Annotated in this window: 17 protein-coding genes; 9 read left to right on the forward strand and 8 right to left on the reverse strand. The window is 60.4% G+C overall.

The window, feature by feature from the left end:
* Positions 1-139: 139 nt before the first annotated feature.
* A complete protein-coding gene (locus tag HU722_RS14415; RefSeq protein WP_065880490.1) occupies positions 140-364 on the reverse strand; it encodes a YgdI/YgdR family lipoprotein in 225 nt (74 codons plus the stop codon).
* 186 nt (positions 365-550) lie between these two features.
* On the opposite strand from HU722_RS14415, the gene HU722_RS14420 reads away from it, so the two are divergent.
* A complete protein-coding gene (locus tag HU722_RS14420) occupies positions 551-2,197 on the forward strand; it encodes a VRR-NUC domain-containing protein (RefSeq protein ID WP_065873137.1) in 1,647 nt (548 codons plus the stop codon).
* Positions 2,194-4,458, forward strand: a complete 2,265-nt coding sequence (locus HU722_RS14425) for an ATP-dependent DNA helicase (RefSeq protein WP_065891001.1) — start codon at positions 2,194-2,196, stop codon at positions 4,456-4,458. Before HU722_RS14420 ends, HU722_RS14425 begins: the two co-directional genes overlap by 4 nt.
* Here HU722_RS14425 and HU722_RS14430 read toward each other — a convergent pair.
* Complete coding sequence (locus HU722_RS14430; protein WP_065880492.1) at positions 4,448-5,407, reverse strand: oxidoreductase; 960 nt, start codon at positions 5,405-5,407, stop codon at positions 4,448-4,450. The genes HU722_RS14425 and HU722_RS14430 overlap by 11 nt on opposite strands.
* Positions 5,408-5,509: 102 nt before the next feature.
* On the opposite strand from HU722_RS14430, the gene HU722_RS14435 reads away from it, so the two are divergent.
* Positions 5,510-6,472 carry an AraC family transcriptional regulator gene (locus HU722_RS14435; protein WP_065880493.1) on the forward strand — a complete coding sequence of 321 codons (963 nt, stop codon included), beginning with the start codon at positions 5,510-5,512 and terminating at the stop codon, positions 6,470-6,472.
* The gene (locus HU722_RS14440) at positions 6,429-7,370 is read left to right on the forward strand and encodes an alpha/beta fold hydrolase (protein WP_065880494.1); all 942 of its coding nucleotides are present in this window, start codon (positions 6,429-6,431) and stop codon (positions 7,368-7,370) included. Before HU722_RS14435 ends, HU722_RS14440 begins: the two co-directional genes overlap by 44 nt.
* 63 nt (positions 7,371-7,433) lie before the next feature.
* On the opposite strand, the gene HU722_RS14445 is transcribed toward HU722_RS14440, so the two are convergent.
* Entirely contained in the window at positions 7,434-8,384 is a 951-nt protein-coding gene (locus tag HU722_RS14445; RefSeq protein WP_065873132.1) for an alpha-E domain-containing protein, read from the reverse strand.
* 2 nt (positions 8,385-8,386) lie between these two features.
* Positions 8,387-9,796: a circularly permuted type 2 ATP-grasp protein gene (locus HU722_RS14450; protein WP_065873131.1), complete on the reverse strand. Its 1,410-nt coding sequence runs from the start codon at positions 9,794-9,796 to the stop codon at positions 8,387-8,389.
* 405 nt (positions 9,797-10,201) lie between these two features.
* On the opposite strand from HU722_RS14450, the gene HU722_RS14455 reads away from it, so the two are divergent.
* The 3 genes from HU722_RS14455 to HU722_RS28995 all read left to right on the forward strand — a co-directional run bounded on the left by HU722_RS14455 (position 10,202) and on the right by HU722_RS28995 (position 11,186).
* Positions 10,202-10,747 carry a hypothetical protein gene (locus HU722_RS14455; RefSeq protein ID WP_065873130.1) on the forward strand — a complete coding sequence of 182 codons (546 nt, stop codon included), beginning with the start codon at positions 10,202-10,204 and terminating at the stop codon, positions 10,745-10,747.
* A gap of 80 nt (positions 10,748-10,827) precedes the next feature.
* Positions 10,828-11,040 carry a hypothetical protein gene (locus tag HU722_RS14460; protein WP_049708360.1) on the forward strand — a complete coding sequence of 71 codons (213 nt, stop codon included), beginning with the start codon at positions 10,828-10,830 and terminating at the stop codon, positions 11,038-11,040.
* A gap of 11 nt (positions 11,041-11,051) precedes the next feature.
* Entirely contained in the window at positions 11,052-11,186 is a 135-nt protein-coding gene (locus tag HU722_RS28995) for a hypothetical protein (protein ID WP_256530457.1), read from the forward strand.
* Here HU722_RS28995 and HU722_RS14465 read toward each other — a convergent pair.
* From HU722_RS14465 to HU722_RS14480, 4 genes are all read right to left on the reverse strand, one after another.
* The gene (locus HU722_RS14465) at positions 11,177-12,529 is read right to left on the reverse strand and encodes a cation:proton antiporter (RefSeq protein ID WP_065880495.1); all 1,353 of its coding nucleotides are present in this window, start codon (positions 12,527-12,529) and stop codon (positions 11,177-11,179) included. The genes HU722_RS28995 and HU722_RS14465 overlap by 10 nt on opposite strands.
* A gap of 251 nt (positions 12,530-12,780) precedes the next feature.
* The gene (locus tag HU722_RS14470; protein ID WP_065890999.1) at positions 12,781-13,998 is read right to left on the reverse strand and encodes an EAL domain-containing response regulator; all 1,218 of its coding nucleotides are present in this window, start codon (positions 13,996-13,998) and stop codon (positions 12,781-12,783) included.
* A 9-nt stretch (positions 13,999-14,007) separates the two neighbouring features.
* Positions 14,008-14,391 carry a response regulator gene (locus tag HU722_RS14475; protein ID WP_065873127.1) on the reverse strand — a complete coding sequence of 128 codons (384 nt, stop codon included), beginning with the start codon at positions 14,389-14,391 and terminating at the stop codon, positions 14,008-14,010.
* Positions 14,376-15,716 (reverse strand): sensor histidine kinase, encoded by a 1,341-nt coding sequence (locus tag HU722_RS14480; protein WP_065873126.1) that lies wholly within the window; start codon positions 15,714-15,716, stop codon positions 14,376-14,378. The genes HU722_RS14475 and HU722_RS14480 overlap by 16 nt, the downstream gene beginning before the upstream one ends.
* A 324-nt stretch (positions 15,717-16,040) precedes the next feature.
* Between HU722_RS14480 and HU722_RS14485 the strand changes: the two genes are divergently transcribed.
* On the forward strand, positions 16,041-17,573 hold the full coding sequence (locus HU722_RS14485) for a sugar ABC transporter ATP-binding protein (RefSeq protein ID WP_186754861.1): 1,533 nt from the start codon (positions 16,041-16,043) through the stop codon (positions 17,571-17,573).
* The gene (locus tag HU722_RS14490) at positions 17,566-18,543 is read left to right on the forward strand and encodes an ABC transporter permease subunit (protein ID WP_065873124.1); all 978 of its coding nucleotides are present in this window, start codon (positions 17,566-17,568) and stop codon (positions 18,541-18,543) included. Before HU722_RS14485 ends, HU722_RS14490 begins: the two co-directional genes overlap by 8 nt.
* Positions 18,544-18,545: the final 2 nt, after the last annotated feature.

Genomic DNA, 18,545 nt, shown 5'->3' on the forward strand with positions numbered 1-18,545 from the left:
AGATGGAAATCAGCCGGAGCTGGAATGCAATCCACTGTGGGAGCGGGCTTGCCCGCGATGGCGGAGTGTCATGCAGCGGCTATGTATCTGAGATACCGCTATCGCAGGCAAGCCAGCTCCCACATTTGACCTGCGTTGCCTAGTCTTCTTTGCGCACGGTGGCTACGTCGTCGGCTTTGACACGGATGCGTTTGCCGGCGATGTCGGTGAATTCGTAGAAGCCGTCGGCAGTCTTGGTTTTTGGGGTGTCCCTGGTCAAATACTGTGTGCCATTTTGCAGCGTCACCACGGTTTGCGTCGCGCAACCGGCCAATACCAGAAAAGTGAGTGCAACCAGTGGCAGACTCAAATTCTTCATGTTCATAACCCTTACCTTAACCCTGAAAAGTCCCACGCCAGAGGCCGCGGGCGACAAATGTTACGCCATCGACTCACCCATCTGATCACTTTTATGCAAAAAGTTGCAGGCGCCATTTATCTATTACCGATTGCAACCTGGCATCTGCGACGGCACTCTGTATGCATAACCAGTACTTGATCGCTGTGCGCCATGGCCAATCCCCTCGAAGACCCGCTCTATTACCTGCATAACTTCCGCCAGGTCCTGCATTGGCTGGGGCAACGCTATGCAGATCTGCTCGATGCGGACGAACAGCATTTCATTCAGCAATTTGACAGGTTGCCGCAGGCCTCCCAAGCGTTGTTGGTTCGCATGGTGATGCGCAAGGGTGTGCATTTTCGTGCGGGCAAGCTCAATTACCTCGAGATCGGCTGTCCGCACGCCGCTGCCGGGCCGTTGTTGGCACTGGGTTGGGTAGATGATCAATGCCTGCTGGGTTTTGAAGAGCTGTTCGCCTTGTTGCAGAAAGGCGAACTTCTCGCGACGTTCAAGCCTTGGATCGACCAACCCAAAGCGAGGAAAACCGACTGGATGGAGGGGTTGGCGGCGCAGTTTGCCGACAGCCGCAGTTTCGCCACCTGGTGCCCCGCCCTGGCTGACACGCTGTACAGCCTCACCGTGATGGATTTGTGCGACCGCCTGCGCCTGATGTTCTTTGGCAACCTGCATCAGGACTGGTCAGAATTCGTGCTGGCCGACCTTGGCATCTATACCTATGAAAAAGTCGAATTCTGTGCCGAGTCCCGGGGGTTGCGCAGCCGTGACGACGTGCACGGATTTTTGTTCTTGCACCAGTGCCAGCAAGCTTTTGAAACGGGCCAGGCGTTGCAAGAGGTACTCGTGCGCATCGCCACCCTGAACACCGACAACCCCTGGCTGGAAAAACGCCGGGCCAAGCTGTTGTTCCAAGTGGGCCAGTACTGTGAACGCAATGCGGAACTGGGTTTGGCGGAGCAGATTTATCGCGCGTGCGCCTACCCAGGTGCCCGCGCGCGACTGATCCGCGTGCTGGAGCGCCAGGAGCATTACACCCAGGCCATTGCCCTGGCTTACGCCGCTCAACACATGCCGGAAAGCGCCGCCGAGCAGCAACACGTGTTGCGTGTGTTGCCACGCCTGCGCCGCAAATTGGGCGAACCGGCTTTGCCCAAAACCAAGCCCCGACCGGTCACGCGACTGGATCTGGCCCTGACGCTGCCCGAGCCGTTGATGTCGGTGGAGTACTGCGTGCAGGCTCACCTCAGCGAGCCCGATGGGCCGGTGCATTACGTTGAAAACGGACTGATCAACTCGCTGTTCGGCCTGCTGTGCTGGGACGTGATCTTTGCGCCGCTGCCAGGTTCGTTTTTCCACCCATTCCAGCGCGGCCCCGCAGATTTGCACAGTGAGGACTTCCACCAGCGCCGCGCGCCGCTGTTCGCCGGTTGTTTCGAGCAGTTGCAGGACGAGCGCTATAAAACCACCATCCGCCAGCGCTATAGCGAAAAGTGGGGAATCCAGTCGCCCTTTGTGTTCTGGAACCTGCTTAGCGAAGAGCTGCTGGAACAGGCTTTGGCGTGCCTGCCCGCCGAGCACCTGCATTACTGGTTTGAACGGCTGCTGCTGGACATCCGCGCCAACCGCACTGGCATGCCCGACCTGATCCAGTTCTGGCCCGAGCAAAAGACCTACCGCATGATCGAGGTCAAGGGCCCTGGCGATCGCCTGCAAGACAACCAGTTGCGCTGGCTGGAGTTCTGCGGTGAATACCAGATGCCGGTGACGGTCTGCTATGTGCGCTGGGCAGAGTCCGCTTGAGTTACAGCGTTGCCGTGCGTGCACTGTGCGAGTTCACGGCCAAGGTCGGTGACCTGGACCTGCGCTTTACGCCTTCCCCCAGCGCCCAGGAAGGCATTGTCGGCCACCGCACCGTCGCTTCACGGCGCAGCAAGCACTACCAGAATGAGGTCGCGCTTGAAGGCGACTACCAGCAGCTCAAGGTGCGGGGCAGGGCGGACGGCTATGACCCGGACGCCAACCGTCTGGAAGAAGTCAAAACCTATCGCGGCGACCTCCACGCCCAGCCCGCCAACCATCGCCAACTACATTGGGCCCAGGTCAAAATCTACGGTTGGCTGATGTGCCAGAAACTCGGCCTTTCGGACATCGACCTGGCACTGGTGTACTTCGATATCGTCGGCGAAGGCGAGACAGTGCTGAACCAACGCTTTCAAGCGACTGAGCTGGAGGCGTTCTTCAATCAGCAATGCGCGCTGTTCCTCGGTTGGGCCCAGCAGGAAATGCAGCATCGCGAAGCGCGCAACGACGCCGCGCACACCCTGGTTTTTCCCCATGCCGGGTTTCGTCCTGGCCAGCGTTCGCTGGCCGAGTCGGTGTACAAGGCCGTCATCACCGGGCGTTGCCTGATGGCCCAGGCGCCGACGGGTATCGGTAAGACCATCGGCACGATTTTCCCTTTGCTCAAGGCCCTGGCGCCCCAGCAACTGGACAAGCTGTTCTTCCTCACCGCCAAGACCCCCGGCCGCAAGCTCGCCCTGGATGCGGCCCAAGTGCTACACGCCAGCAGCCCCGGCCTGCCATTGCGCGTGCTGGAGCTGGTGGCACGGGACAAAGCCTGTGAACACTTGGACAAAGCCTGCCACGGCGATTCCTGCCCCCTGGCCCAAGGCTTCTATGACCGCTTGCCCGCCGCGCGCATTGCCGCGTCCAAGGTGCGCCTGCTCGATCAGCGAAACCTGCGCGACGTCGCCCTGGCCCATGACGTTTGCCCTTACTACCTGAGCCAGGAAATGGCGCGCTGGGCCGACCTGGTGGTCGCCGACTACAACTACTACTTCGACTTTGGCGCCATGCTGTTTGGCCTCGCACAGCTCAATCAGTGGCGCGCCGCCGTGTTGGTGGACGAGGCGCACAACCTGGTCGAACGTGCCCGTTCGATGTACAGCGCCAGCCTTGACCAGTACAGCCTCAAGACCCTGCGGGACACCGCGCCCGAAGCCTTGAAGAAACCGTTGCAGCGCGTTAACCGTGAGTGGAACGCGCTGCACAAGGGCCAGCTCGCGCCCTACCAGGCCTACGCCGCCCGACCCGAAAAACTGTTGCAGGCCCTGACCCTGTGCGCCAGCGCCATGGGCGACTATTTCAACGCGCACCCCGAGTCACTCAGTGGCGACCTGCAAGCGTTTTATTTCGAGGTGCTACAATTTGCCAAGGTTGCCGAGCTGTTCAACGAGCACTTTATTTTCGATATCAGCAAGCGCCAGTTCAGTGGCAAACGCAGCAGCTCTACCTTGTGCCTGCGCAACGTGGTGCCCGCCGAGTTCATCCGCCCGCGATTGACCGCGGCCCGCAGCAGTGTGCTGTTTTCCGCCACCCTCAGCCCCCGTCATTACTACGCCGACTTGCTGGGCCTGCCGGCGGATACTGCGTGGATCGACGTGGAGTCACCGTTCAAGGCCGAGCAACTGCAGGTGCGCATCGTCGATGCAATCTCCACACGCTTCGTGCATCGCAACGCTTCGTTGGAACCCATCGTTGAGCTGATCGCCCACCAGTACACCCAACAGCCTGGCAACTACCTGGCGTTTTTCTCAAGCTTTGATTACCTGCAGCAGGTGGCGCAGTTGCTCGGCGAACGACATCCGCGGATCGTGCTCTGGCAGCAGTCACGCGGCATGACGGAGGCCGAGCGCCAGGCCTTTCTTGACCAGTTCACCGAGCACAGCCAGGGCATCGGTTTTGCCGTACTGGGTGGCGCATTCGGCGAGGGCATTGATTTGCCCGGCGCTCGCTTGATCGGTGCCTTTATTGCCACCCTCGGGCTGCCCCAGCTGAACCCGGTCAACGAACAGATGAAACTGCGCATGGGCGCGATCTTCGGCGCAGGTTACGACTACACCTACCTGTACCCCGGCATTCAGAAAGTGGTTCAGGCGGCGGGCAGGGTGATCCGTAGCCAGCAGGACCGGGGCGTGGTGATGTTGATCGATGACCGGTTCGGCGAGGCGCGGGTGCGCCAGTTGTTGCCGCGTTGGTGGGCACCGACGATCAGAGCGTGACGCCACACAGTCGTTCGCTCAAGGCCCACAACCGCTCGGCGTGCTCCAGGTCGACGGCCCACGGATAGACGCCGTTGCGCCCGCGTTCATCGTGAGCGGGGGCGGCCACATCGCAATCTTCGCAGTACAGGCCGCCCAGCCCCTCAAGTTGGGGACTGACGCCACACCACACCATCGTCGCGGCGCCTTGTTCAGGGTTCTTGTAATGACTGGCCGGGCGAATATTCCCGTGTTCATCCAGCGCGCCGACGAACGCCAGGTCGTCTTTGTCCAGGTAACGGAGCAGGTCAGTGAGGATTTCACCGGGGTGTACCGAAAACGCGCGCACATCGCATGCCCGGCCACGCTGGTCCAGCGCCACGGCGAACAGCGCGTTGGCGGTTTTTGACTGACCGTAGGCCAGCCACTTGTCATAGGCACGGCGTTCAAATTGGGGATCTTCGAAGTGCAGGGGGCTCAAACGATGCCCGAGGGACGACACCGTCACCACGCGCGCACCGCTTGTTTTACACAAGGCCGGCCACAGGCGGGCGGTCAGCTGAAAGTGACCCAGGTGGTTGGTGGCGAACTGCGCTTCCAGGCCGTTGGCGTTCCTTTGCAGTGGGGTAGCCATGATCCCCGCGCTGTTGATCAAAAGATGCAACGCCCTCCCGGACGCCAGGAAGTCCTGGGCGAAGCGGTCAATAGAGGCCGCGTCGAACAAATCCAGGCTGGCCAGTTCAACGCCGCGGATCCCGCGTAGGTTGCGCTCGGCTTTAAGCGCATCGCGTGCAGGAACGATCACTTGCGCGCCTGCGCCCGCCAATACCCGCACGGCCTCCAGGCCAATGCCGGAATAGCCGCCGGTAACGATAGCGGTCATACCGTGTAAATCTTTACCCGCCAAAGCTTGTGTGGCTGTCGTCGCACCGTCGAATCCGCTGTTGATAGGGGTTTGCTTGCTGGTCATAAGGCTCTCCACTCAGGAGGACCTATAGTGTTTTTTTGGGGCCGGACTCGGAATAGCCTAAAGTCTGTATTTCTGTCGCGATCGTCCGGAGCTTTTTTATTTATGGATACCCTGTCTGATGTGGTGGCGTTGTTACGCAGTCACCGCTCGTATTTTGCGGGTTTGAAGGCGGGCGGCGACTGGGCGCTGGATTTTCCACCACCGGGTGGCATCAAGTTCAACGCGGTAGTAGAGGGCGAGTGTTGGCTGGAAGTAGAAGGGATGATCGTGCCCGTCCGGCTGTATGAAGGTGATTGCTTTCTATTGACGCAAAATCGACCGTGGAAATTATCCAGCCACCTGGCACTGGAGGGGGTCGATGCTCGGCAGGTCTACAGCAAGGCCGTGGGCGGTATCGCCAGCCTGGGTGATACGGCTGATCTGTTTCTGATTGGCGGACTGTTTTACTACGGTGATGAAGCCCGCCTCTTGCTGGAGGGATTGCCACCGGTGGTGCGTATCAGTGCTCGCTCCGACCAGGCCAGTGTGTTGCGTTGGTGCCTGGAGCGCCTGTCTCTTGAATACGCCAGCCCGAAGCTGGGTGCGGCGTTGATGACCGAGCATTTGGCGCAAATGATGCTGGTGCAAATCCTGCGCCTCTATCAAGCTTCCCTGGGCGCCAGTACCACCGGTTGGCTGGCGGCATTGACCGATCCGAGGTTGGCGCCGGTACTGGCGCAAGTGCACGCAGAACCGGCACGGCGTTGGACATTGAGCGAAATGGCAGGCACGGCCAATCAGTCTCGCTCGACCTTCGCCCAGCATTTCAAGCAACGTGTTGGCATGGCACCTCAGGCATATCTGACCCGCTGGCGTATGCATTTGGCGGTACAGGCGTTGAACACCTCCAGCAGCAGTGTGTCCAGCATCGGCCAAGCATTGGGTTATCAGTCGGACAGTGCATTCAGCAGTGCTTTCAAACGTTTGATGAATTGCTCACCGCGAGAGTACCGCGAGCGCAAACTACACAAGGACGCCACTGATGAACGCTACCCGGCAGCACAGGATCCAGGTCAACGGCATTGAATTAAGTGTGCAGGTCACGGGAGCCGACGAAGGTCCGCCGATCTGGCTGCTCCACGGTTTTCCGGAATGCTGGCACTCCTGGCGCGAGCAGATTCGCGCATTGGCGGCTGCGGGTTACCGAGTGTTCGCCCCGGAAATGCGCGGCTACGGCCAAACCAGTTCGCCCGCCGCGATCGCCGATTATGATCTGCTGACCCTGTGCGGGGATATCCAGCAGGCCATGGACCATTTTGGCCATGCGCAGGTGGTGATGGTCGGCCATGACTGGGGGGCAGTGGTGGCCTGGCACCTGGCGTTGCTCGAACCCCAGCGTGTCACGCGCTTGGTCACGATGTCCGTGCCTTTCGCCGGACGCGCGCGGCGGCCGGTGATCGAAATCATGCGTGAGCTGTACGCCGACCGCTTCAACTACATCCTGTATTTCCAGGAGCCGGGCGTTGCCGAGCAGGAGCTGAACGCTGACATCGAGCGCACGTTGCGCCTGTTCATGCAGGATCAGGATGTGTTTTTGCAAAAGAAACCGCCGAGCGCCCGGTTACTTGAGGGCGTTCCCGCGCCCGGCGCATTGCCGCAATGGTGTTCCCAGGCAGATCTGGACGTCTACGTAAAAACCTTCGCCGACCACGGTTTTCGTGGCCCGCTGAACTGGTACCGCAACTTTGAACGCAACTGGCAACGCACCGAATGCCTGGCTGGCCAGCAGGTGTTGCAACCCACGCTATTCCTGATCGGTGACCGAGACCCGGTCGGGATATTCGAGGCCCACACGCTCAAGCGCATGCCCGATTCAGTGCCTCACCTTGAACAACACGTGCTGCCCAACTGCGGCCACTGGATCCAGAACGAACAAAGCCAGCAGGTCAACACGCTAATCCTCGCGTTCCTACAAAAACCGTAAACCCACCCCAACCAAATGTAGGAGCGGGCTTGCCCGCTTCCACATTTTGATCAGCGTCGTGTGCTAAACCACTTCCAGATATGAACTATGAATCGCCTGCGCCAACTCCCGAACCGTGTCAATGAATTCCGTCAACCGGCTATGCAACCCATCCTCAAGAATCTCATCAATCCCCGTATACCTGAGCCGCGCCTCAAACTCCGCCGCCAACCGCTGCGCCGTGCGCCCGTAACTGCCGGGCAAGTCCGCCAGGATATGACTCAACTCCTCGATACACGCATGCAACGAACGCGGCACATCACTGCGCAACAACAGCAACTCTGAGACCGAGCGAGCATTCAACGCATTCGGATACAACTCGGTGTACGCCTCGAACGACGACAACGCGCGGAGCAGGGCGCTCCATTGGTAATAACCGCGTGCCGACAAGTCACTGACTTCTTCCGACTCCTCGCCAAACATCTCATAGCGCGCATCCAGCAGGCGCAAGGTGTTGTCCGCACGCTCCACGAAGGTGCCCAGGCGGATAAACCGATAGGCGTCATTGCGCATGATCGTCCCGGAGGTAGCCCCCCGGAACAGGTGTGAACGCTGCTTTACCCAATCACAAAAGTGGCTGATGCCATGCCGCGCCAGGCCGCCGGCGGCGATGCTGCGCATCTCCAGCCAGGTGGCGTTGAGGTTTTCCCACATGTCGGCGGTGATACGCCCGCGCACCGCATGGGCATTGCCGCGGGCCGCGCGCAGGCAGTTATAGATGCTGGCGGGGTTCTCTTCGTCGAGGGCAAAGAAGTGCAACATGCGCTCGGCATCCAGCTGCGTATGCCGCTCAAGGTAATTGTCCAGGGTGCCGCTGCTGAGCAGCGACATGGCCAGTTCATCCAGGCCATCACTGCGCCCGGCCTGGGGCATCAACGACAGGGAGTAACTGACCTCGAGCATGCGCGCCAGGTTCTCGGCGCGCTCTAGGTAACGGGACATCCAGTACAGATCTGCGGCGGTTCTACTCAACATACTCAGTCCTCCACCACCCAGGTGTCCTTGGTTCCGCCGCCTTGCGACGAGTTGACGATCAGTGAGCCTTCCTTCAGCGCAACACGGGTAAGGCCACCAGGTACCAGGCGGGTTTCCTTGCCCGACAGCACAAAGGGCCGCAGGTCGATATGCCGCGGAGCAATGCCGTTCTCGACAAAGGTGGGGCAGGTGGACAGGCTCAGTGTGGGTTGGGCGATATACGCGTGGGGTCGGGCCTTGATGCGTTGGCGGAAGTCCTCGATCTCGGCGGCGCTGGAGGCCGGGCCGACCAGCATGCCGTAGCCGCCGGAGCCCTGGGTTTCCTTGACCACCAGTTGCGGCAGGTTGGCCAGGACGTGGGACAGCTCATCGGGTTTGCGGCACTGGAAGGTCGGCACGTTTTGCAGCACCGGTTCTTCATCCAGGTAGAAGCGGATCATCTCCGGCACATAGGGGTAGATCGACTTGTCATCAGCCACGCCGGTGCCGATGGCATTGGCCAGCACCACGTTGCCGGCGCAATAAGCGGCCACCAGGCCGGGCACGCCAAGCATCGAGTCGGGGTTGAAGGCCTTGGGGTCGAGAAAGGCGTCGTCGATACGCCGGTAAATCACGTCCACCGGCTTGGGGCCGTCGGTGGTGCGCATGAACACCTTGAGGTCCTGTACGAACAAGTCGGCGCCTTCCACCAGTTCCACGCCCATTTCCCGGGCCAGGAACGCATGCTCGAAGAACGCACTGTTAAAGCGCCCAGGCGTCAGCACCACCACGTTGGGGTTATCCAGGCGGCTGGCGCTTTTCAGGGTCTTAAGGAGCAGGTTGGGGTAATGGTCCACCGGCGCGATGCGCTGCTTGGCGAAGACCTCGGGGAACAGGCGCATCATCATTTTGCGGTCTTCGAGCATGTAGCTCACGCCGCTGGGGGTGCGCAGGTTGTCTTCGAGCACGTAGTAGGTGCCGTCGCCATCGCGCACCAGGTCGACACCGGAAATATGCGAGTAGATGTCGCGGTGCAGGTCCAGGCCGACCATGGCCTTCTGATAACCCTCGTTGCCCAGCACCTGTTCCGCTGGAATGATCCCGGCCTTGATAATGCGCTGGTCGTGGTAGATGTCGGCAAGGAACATGTTCAACGCGTTGACGCGCTGGATACAACCGCGTTCGATCACGCTCCATTCGCTGGCGGGGATGCTGCGGGGGATGATGTCGAAGGGGATCAAGCGCTCGGTGTCTTGCTCGTCACCATACAGCGTGAACGTAATCCCGGCGCGGTGGAACAGCAAGTCGGCTTCACGGCGACGCTGGGCCAGCAGCTCCGGCGGCGTATTCGCCAGCCAGCGGGAGAAGTCTTGATAATGCGCACGGCACGCGCCGTTTGCGTCATTCATTTCATCGAAGAAAGATCGAGCCATTCCAGTACCTTGTCAGTGCCGAGGATAGCCAAGTGGCACTGCCGCTTCAAAAAACGCATTTTTATAAGGCCGTGGCTGAAGGTGCCAACCGGCCTGGTCCTTACTTTCTTATGGGGTCGGCTCTGGGTCGGTGGGTAACGAATGCTCCTGTAACCGGGCAAGGCAGGTGGGTGATGAAAGGGTTAAGCAATGCCTGTGCCGAAACCGCCAATAACCCTATTGTAGTGAGCGGGCTTGCCCCGCGCTGGGCTGCGCAGCGGCCCCCAAAAGGGCGGGAGCGCTACGCAATCCGGCGCGGGGCAAGCCCGCTCACTACAAAATGCGCCAGATTGGTGCGCGAACTAACTTGAACTTCGCCGCCGCCCCTTCCTTCTAAACAGACTCGATCCAAAACGGAGCACGCAGGTGCCCAGAATCATATCCCCTGACAGCCCAGAATCGACCCTGACCGATCACAGTGAGCACAACGCCAAGATCTTCGGCTCACCCAAAGACCGCCTCGACTTCTACCGGCGCGAGATACAGTACGAAACCTCGATCCTGGCCAACCGCACCGACGCCTACCTGACGGCGCAGTCGTTCTTGGTCATCGCCTTTGTGTCTGGCATGGGCAACCTCAACCCGGAATGGGGCAAATTGTTCACCCTGGTGGTCCCGCTGTTCCTAGCGCTCCTGGGCATTCTCAGCTCCCTCAACGCCTGGCCCGGCATCCGCGCAGCGTATGACATCATCGATCACTGGCACTTCAAACAGAGCGAACTGCTGCGCAGCGAGCCGGTGATGGGCTTGGCTTATGACGAGTCGCCGCTGTTTTCCGAAGTCGAGTCCTCGCACAAGGGCTATCGCAAATCCTTGCTGTTCTCGGTGCGTACACCGTGGATCTTCATGGTGTTTTGGATAATGCTCGCCGCCTATGCGTTCTACATTCAGGTCGATAACCCAGGCTCATAAGCAAGTTGAACTTCATTGCCCAGGGCGTGACCTTACCTTTACGCAGGCTGCATTTTCCCAATACTGCGAAGAGGTGACCCATGAGCACACACGACGATCCCCAAGTCAGCGGTCGCAACGACCCGGCCATCGACGGCGGCGAACCAGCGCCAGGTACTGCCGCAGATGCGCCCAAAGACCCGGCACCCGCCAAAGACCCCAAGGCTGAAGAAAACGACTACAGTCCAGACTTCGAGCCTGAGCCAGAGCCCAAGGCTGAAACCGATGCCGATATCGATACCCAAGGCGGTTAGAGGAGACGGTCATGTCAAAAGAACTTGATGAGGAACTCAACGACCCAGGCAATGAAGACCCTGGCTCGTTGATGGATGACGCAGAAGTGCCGCTCAACGATCTGGATGAAGCGGCGGATGTGGGCAATACCGAGCATCAGGACTGAGTGTTGACCTTGGCTCGTCGTTCATACCACGCCAGCATTGGCTGGGTACTCAGGCCATGAACGACGATGCTCAAGGCGATCACTGACAAGGTCAGGTTCACCGCCACCGCACTGCTGGTACCGATCAGCCCATGATTGAGTGCGTAGAACAGGTAATAAATACTGCCAATCCCCCGTATACCGAACCAGCCCATCAGGCCGCGCTGCCGGTGATCGACCAGGCTGCCCCAGGGCATCGCCAGCACACTGACGGGGCGAATCACGCAAAACAGCAGCGCCGCCATCGGCAGCGCCCGCCAATCCCAATGGCTCACCAGCACGATCCCCAGCACCGTCACCAGGAACACCTCCATCGAGCGCTCGACCAGGCTACCAAATGACAGCATGTCGCCCATCATCACGCCGGCGGCGATCTGCGTATCCTGCAGATCGCTCACATCCCCCTGCAATGCGCGCTCAGGCTCGACTTCCAAGTGACCCACCACCGGCAGCGCCAAGTGCTCCGACGGTGTCTGCGAATGACCGGTAGAGCGGAACTCCGCCTGGCGCAAGCCGAGCCCGGCGGCAAACACCGACAGGAAGCCATAACCGCCCACCGCCTCGGCGACCACGTAGGCCAGCGCAATCAGGGCGAGCGTCAGGTAATCGTTAGGCGAGAGCGTGCTGTCACTGTGGGTGATGCGCAACCACAGCGTCACGCGGCCAATGCCGCGCCCCATCCAATAGCCGATCAACAGCCCGGCGGGCACTGCCCAGAGCAGGTTTTTCAACGCCCAGCCGCCCAGCCAATCCCCATCAAACCCACCGTGCTGCATAAATAGCAGGGCAAAGATCACAAAGGGGAAGGCCGTGCCGTCGTTCAAGCCTGCTTCGCCGGACAGGCCGAAGCGCAGCGCGTCGTAATCCTGAGCGTTATTGACCTGCACCAGGCCCGCCAGCACGGGATCCGTGGGCGCCAGGATCGCACCCACCAGTAACGACGCGCCCCACGGCAACGCAAACACGTAATGCAGCGCCAGGCAGATGCCAAGGATGGTCAGCAACATCACCGGCCCGGCCATGCCAAACGCGATGCGCCAGGTGCGATGTTTGAGCGGCAGGCGCAGCTTCAAGCCGCTGACGAACAGCGAAAACAGCACGGCAACTTCGGTCAGGTGTTCCATCCAGCGCGCGGAGTGCTGGATATCCAGGTGCAGCAAATCCACGCCCAGTGGGCCGATCCCCACGCCCAACAGCAAGCACACCGCCGAGGTCGTGACAGGCATCCAGCGCAGATAGGAGGAGGTGAGGGCAAGGGTAAGCAATACAGCGCCCAGTACGGCCATCCATAGAATAAAAGTCATCGAGCATGCACCAGGGCCGTGGTCTGTTCAGGTTTGAGAGCACGCGCCGCAAGCAGGTTCAATGTGATTGCGGTCTCGAACATTCATTCGCGACCTATTTGACCCATAAACGACAGCCCGCTAAAACCAACCTGCGCCGGCGTGCTGGTGTTCGAGAAACGCCTGGGCGACTACGTGGAAGAAGGCCAGCGTGTGCTGGATCCGTAGCGCTCCCCCCCAACTCGACGCAACTGTGTAGTGAGCGGGACCTCTCAACGCTCCAGCAACAAGCGCTCCAGGGTTTCCACCGGCAACGGCCGGCTGAACAGGTAACCTTGGATCTGATCACAACCGGCCTCTTTCAAGAACGCCAACTGCGCCTGGGTTTCCACGCCTTCAGCCACCACCCGCAGTTTGAGGCTGTGGGCCAGTTCAATGATGGTGCGGGTGATCGCCGCGTCCTGCGGGTTGGTGGTGACTTCGCGGATAAACGCAATGTCGATCTTCAACGTATCGATAGGAAAACGCCGCAGGTACGCCAGGCTCGAATAGCCGGTGCCGAAGTCATCGATGGAAATCTTCACGCCCATGGCGTGCAGGCGCTGCAGGCTGGCGATGGTGTGCTGGGTGTTTTCCATCAAGGAGCCTTCGGTCAGCTCCACTTCGAGCCAATGCGGCTCGACCCCGGTTTGCGCCAGGGTGCGCGCGATATCGGCAATCAGGTCGCCTTCGATCAGTTGATGGCCGGAGACGTTCACCGACACCTCCACCGCACCAATGGCGCCACGTTGCCACTCGGCAATCTGTTGGCAAACCTGCTCTATCACCCAGCGTCCCACAGGCACAATCAGCCCAAGGCGTTCCAATATCGGCACAAACACGGCCGGGGATACGGGGCCGTAGTCGGGCCTCTCCCAGCGCAGCAGCGCTTCGAGGGCGCAGAGGCGGCCGCTGGCAATCTCGACCTTGGGCTGGTAATGCACCGTGAAGTCTTCGCGCTCGACAGCTTGGCGCAAGGCATTTTCGAGGTCCTGAAGGGCCAAGTCATGCACATTCATTCCCGTTTGCAGTTGCCCCAGCTCGCGCGAATGGCTTGCCAGGTCACCACGTTCTTTGAGCCGCAGCAGGTTGCGCACTCGCAACCACAACTCGACACGCTCGACCGGCTTGCTGATGAATTCCTCGGCACCGGCCTCCAGCCCACTGACACGGGCGCTTTGCTCACTGAGGGCGGATAACATGATGATCGGAATACCCGCGGTGGTGTCATCACCCTTTAATTGGCTGGCGACTTCATAGCCGTCCATGCCCGGCATCATCACGTCCAGCAGGATCAGGTCCGGGGGCTGCTGCGCCACCAACTGCAAGGCTTCTTCACCGCTGCTCGCACTCAGGGTCTGGTAGCCCTCGTGTTGCAGCAGGGTTTCCAGGAGTTTGCGCACCTGGGGTTCATCATCAACGATCAACAACGTCGCGGGTTGGCTGGCCATGGAGCGGACTCATGTGAGGGGTCTGTTGGGCGTTTGCAGCAAGGTGTCGATCACTTGGTACAGCTCTTTGTAACGCAACGGCTTGGTGATGTAGGCGTCACACCCGGCGAGCCGGGTCTTTTCGCGGTCTTCTTTCATCGCCATGGCCGTCAGGGCGATCACCGGGATGTGTGCGGTCAGCGGGTCTTGCTTGAGCAGTGCCGTGGCCGCCAGGCCGTCCATGCCGGGCAGTTGAATGTCCATCAGGATCAACGCCGGCTGTTGTGCGCGGGCCAGGGTCAGGCCGGTTTCGGCATCGGGTGCCCACAGCACCGTGTGGCCGGCATTCACCAACAACAAGCGCGCCAGGCGCATATTGGCTTCATTGTCTTCAATGATCAGGATCTCGGCCATGCTGCCTCCGGCGTGCGATGCAGCGGCAACCACGCGACAAACCGCGCGCCACAGCCTTCACGGCTGGCCACGGCAACACTGCCGCCGTGCAAATCCGTCAGTTGCTTGACCATCGCCAGCCCCAGGCCGGTGCCTTCGAATTTGCGCGCCAGGCCGCTGTCGATCTGGCTGAACGCCTTGAACAGCTTGCCCATGTCGTCCTCAGCGATACCAATCCCGGTGTCGCTGACGCTCAACTCGAGGAACTGTTGATGCGCACTGTCGGGCAAGTCGAAGCGGTACACCGGCCATTCGCCGGGAATCTGCCCGACCTGCTCGCGGGCCACCTGGCGCACCGTCAGCGTCACTGAGCTGCCGTGCTCGCTGAACTTCACCGCATTGGCCAGCAGGTTGTAGACGATCTGCTTGGTCTTGCGCAGGTCCAGTTCCAGGCAGCCGAGGTCTTCAGGGCTTTCCAGCTTCAGTTGAATACGTTGCAGCGCGGCCTTTTCCCGCACGATCAACAGACTGTTGGCCAACAAGCCGGAAAGCTCCGCGCTCTCCAGTTCCAGTTCCATCATGCCGGCCTCGACCTTGGACAGGTCGAGAATGTCGTTGATCAATGACAGCAAGTGCTGGCCGCTGGTGAATATGTCACCGATGTATTCGCGCTGGGTCTCGCTCATTTCGCCGACCAGCCCGTCCTTGAGCGCCTCGGAAAAACCGATCACCGCATTCAGCGGCGTGCGCAGTTCGTGGGACATGGTGGCGAGGAACTCGGACTTCATGTGGCTGGCGTGCTCCAGCTCCAGGTTCTTCTCTTCCAGGGCGCGCTCGAAGCCTTTGCGTTCGGCTTCTTCCTGCTTGCGCGCGGTGTTGTCGGTGCCGATCAGCAGGTAACCGATGATCGTGTCATGCCGGTTGCGCAAGGCGGTCACCGACACCATGGCCGACAGGCGACTGCCATCCTTGCGGATATAGGTCAGCTCGTAGATGTCTTCGATACCCCGGGAGGCCTTGAACACCAGCGCTTCGAAGCCCGGCGTGATCGGCGTGTCCAGTTCCTGGCTGAGCGCGGCTGCGCGGGTGACCAGTTCGATGGGGTCGGAGATATCGGCGGGGGTGATGCGGTTGACCACATCGGCGGCGGCATAGCCGAGCATGCGTTCTGCGCCGACGTTGAAGATTTGGATTACGCCTTTTTCATCGGTGGCGATGCTCGAGAAATAGGCGCTGTTGAAGATGGCGTCTTGCAGGGCGCCGGTCTTGAGCAGGGTTTTCTGGCGTTTGAACTCGACGATTTTTTCGGCGCGCGATTGCGGCTGTTCGGGTAACGGTGTGTCCATCGCTGTGGCGTTCCGTGGTATTCAGGCCCGTCATCGTCAATCGGCGATGGCGCAGAGCATGCTCACAGAAGATCGCTTGGAGGCGACGAGGAGGAGATGAGGTCCTTGGACAATAGCAGAAATTATGGCGTTTTGATGGCTGGCTAAGGGAGAAATACCTTCGAATGGATATATTCGATCCGAAAACAGTGGTTTTCGAATTTGAGGGTGATGAAACGTTTCATCAATCGACAAATGGTCAACGCAAGCGCTTGCGTAAGAAAATGTATCTGAATTAGAGTCGGCTCACTCGATTACAAAAATAATAATTCCAGGAGCTCATTCATGAGCCTTGAACCCTTGCTTGAGATGCAGGGCATCAGCAAAACCTTCAATGGTTTGCGCGTGCTCAAGAATGTCGGCCTGAAGGTCTACCCCGGCGAAATCCACGCCTTGATGGGGGAGAACGGTGCCGGCAAATCGACCTTGATGAAAATCCTTTCCGGCGCCTATCAAGCCGACCCCGGCGGTGAAATCCGCATTGCCGGCCAGCCCATCCCCACCTTCGACCCCGCCACCGCCAAAGCCCTCGGCATTGCCGTGATCTATCAGGAACTGAGCCTGTGCCCGAACCTGAGCGTGGCCGAGAACATCTACCTGGGCCGCGAACTGCGGCGTGGCTGGACCATCGACCGCAAAGGCATGGAGGCCGGGTGCATCGAGGTGCTGCAAAGCCTTGGCGCGGAGTTCACCCCGTCAACGCGGGTCAGCAACCTGTCGATTGCCGAGCGCCAACTGGTGGAAATCGCCCGCGCCTTGCATGCCCACGCCAAGATCCTGGTGATGGACGAACCCACCACACCCTTGTCATCCCGCGAGACCGACCGTTTGTTCGCGCTGATCAAACAGCTGCGCAGCCAAGGGTTGGCGATCATCTATATCAGCCACCGCATGGCCGAGATCTACGAGCTGTCGGACCGCGTTTCGGTGCTGCGTGACGGCCAATACATCGGCGAGCTGACCCGCGAGGCGCTGTCGGCCGAAGTGCTCGTGAAAATGATGGTGGGCCGCGACCTGTCGGGGTTCTACAAGAAGGAACACGCTGCGTATAACCCCGGCAACGTGGTGATGCGCGTGCGCGACATGGCCGATGGCAAGCGCGTGCGCAACTGTAGTTTCGACCTGCATGCCGGCGAAGTGCTCGGTATTGCCGGCCTGGTCGGGGCAGGGCGCACCGAACTGGCACGGCTGATCTTTGCCGCCGACCCACGCACCTCCGGCACCCTGGAAGTGGTCGGCAAGACCATCACCCAACTGCGCACCCCGGCGGATGCGATTCGCGCCGGCGTCGTTTACCTCACCGAAGACCGCAAGGCCCAGGGCCTGTTCCTCGACATGAGCGTGGCCGACAACATCAATGTCTGCGCGTGTGTACCGGATGCGTATGCCGGTGGTGTGCTCGATCGTGGCCATGCGGCGCAACGCGCCAGGGACGCGATCCAGTCACTGTCGATTCGCGTGGCGTCAGGCAAGGTCAATGTCGGCGCGCTGTCCGGCGGCAATCAGCAAAAGGTGCTGCTGGCGCGACTGTTGGAGGTCAAGCCGCATGTGCTGATCCTCGACGAACCCACACGCGGCGTGGACATCGGTTCCAAGTCCGAGATCTACCGCATCATCAATCAACTGGCGCAGGCCGGTGTCGGCATTGTGGTGATTTCCAGCGAGCTGCCGGAAATCATCGGCACCTGCGACCGCGTGCTGATCATGCGCGAAGGCCAGTTGGTGGCCGAAGTCGGCGGGGCTTCCGGCCACGTCATCTCCCAGGAACGCATTATTGACCTCGCCACCGGTGGCGATCAGGTGGTTGCCAATGGCTGAATTGAACGTTGCAACAATAGGTAAAGCTGAACGCGCACGCGAGTTGATGCGCACCGTCGGCATGTTGCCGGTGCTGATCCTGTTGCTGGTGGGCTTTGCCCTGGCCAGCGAGAACTTCCTGACGGTGCAGAACCTGTCGATCATCACCCAGCAGGCCTCGGTGAACGTGGTGCTGGCGGCGGGCATGACCTTTGTGATTCTCACGGCGGGTATCGACCTGTCGGTGGGCGCAATCCTGGCCGCGTCGGCGGTGGTGGCGTTGCAAGCGTCGATGTCGCCGCAGTTCGGCATGTTCGGGATTGCCGCCGGTATTGGCTTCGGGCTGTTGCTGGGCCTGGTCAACGGCGGATTGATCGCCTTTATGCGCCTGCCGCCGTTTATCGTCACCCTCGGCGCACTGACCGCCATGCGCGGTTTGGCGCGCCTATTGGCCGATGACAAGACCGTGTTCAACCCCGACCTGCCGTTTGCGTTTATCGGCAATGACTCGGTGCTCGGTGTGCCCTGGCTGGTGATCATTGCCGTCGCGGTGGTGGCGCTGTCGTGGTTTATCCTGCGGCGCACGGTGATGGGCGTGCAGATCTACTCGGTGGGCGGTAACCCGGAAGCGGCGCGATTGTCGGGGATCAAGGTGTGGAAGGTGTTGCTGTTCGTCTACGCCATGTCCGGTGCGTTGGCCGGGCTGGGCGCGGTGATGAGCGCTTCGCGCCTGTTCGCGGCCAACGGCCTGCAACTGGGGCAATCCTATGAGCTGGACGCGATTGCCGCGGTGATCCTTGGCGGCACCAGCTTTACCGGCGGCGTCGGCACCATCGGCGGCACGCTGATCGGCGCGCTGATCATCGCGGTACTCACCAACGGCCTGGTGCTGCTGGGCGTCTCGGATATCTGGCAATACATCATCAAGGGCATCGTGATCATTGGCGCAGTGGCGCTGGATCGTTATCGCCAGTCCGGTGCGCGGACCTGATT

The organism is Pseudomonas tritici, from assembly GCF_014268275.3.
GTDB lineage: Bacteria > Pseudomonadota > Gammaproteobacteria > Pseudomonadales > Pseudomonadaceae > Aquipseudomonas > Aquipseudomonas tritici.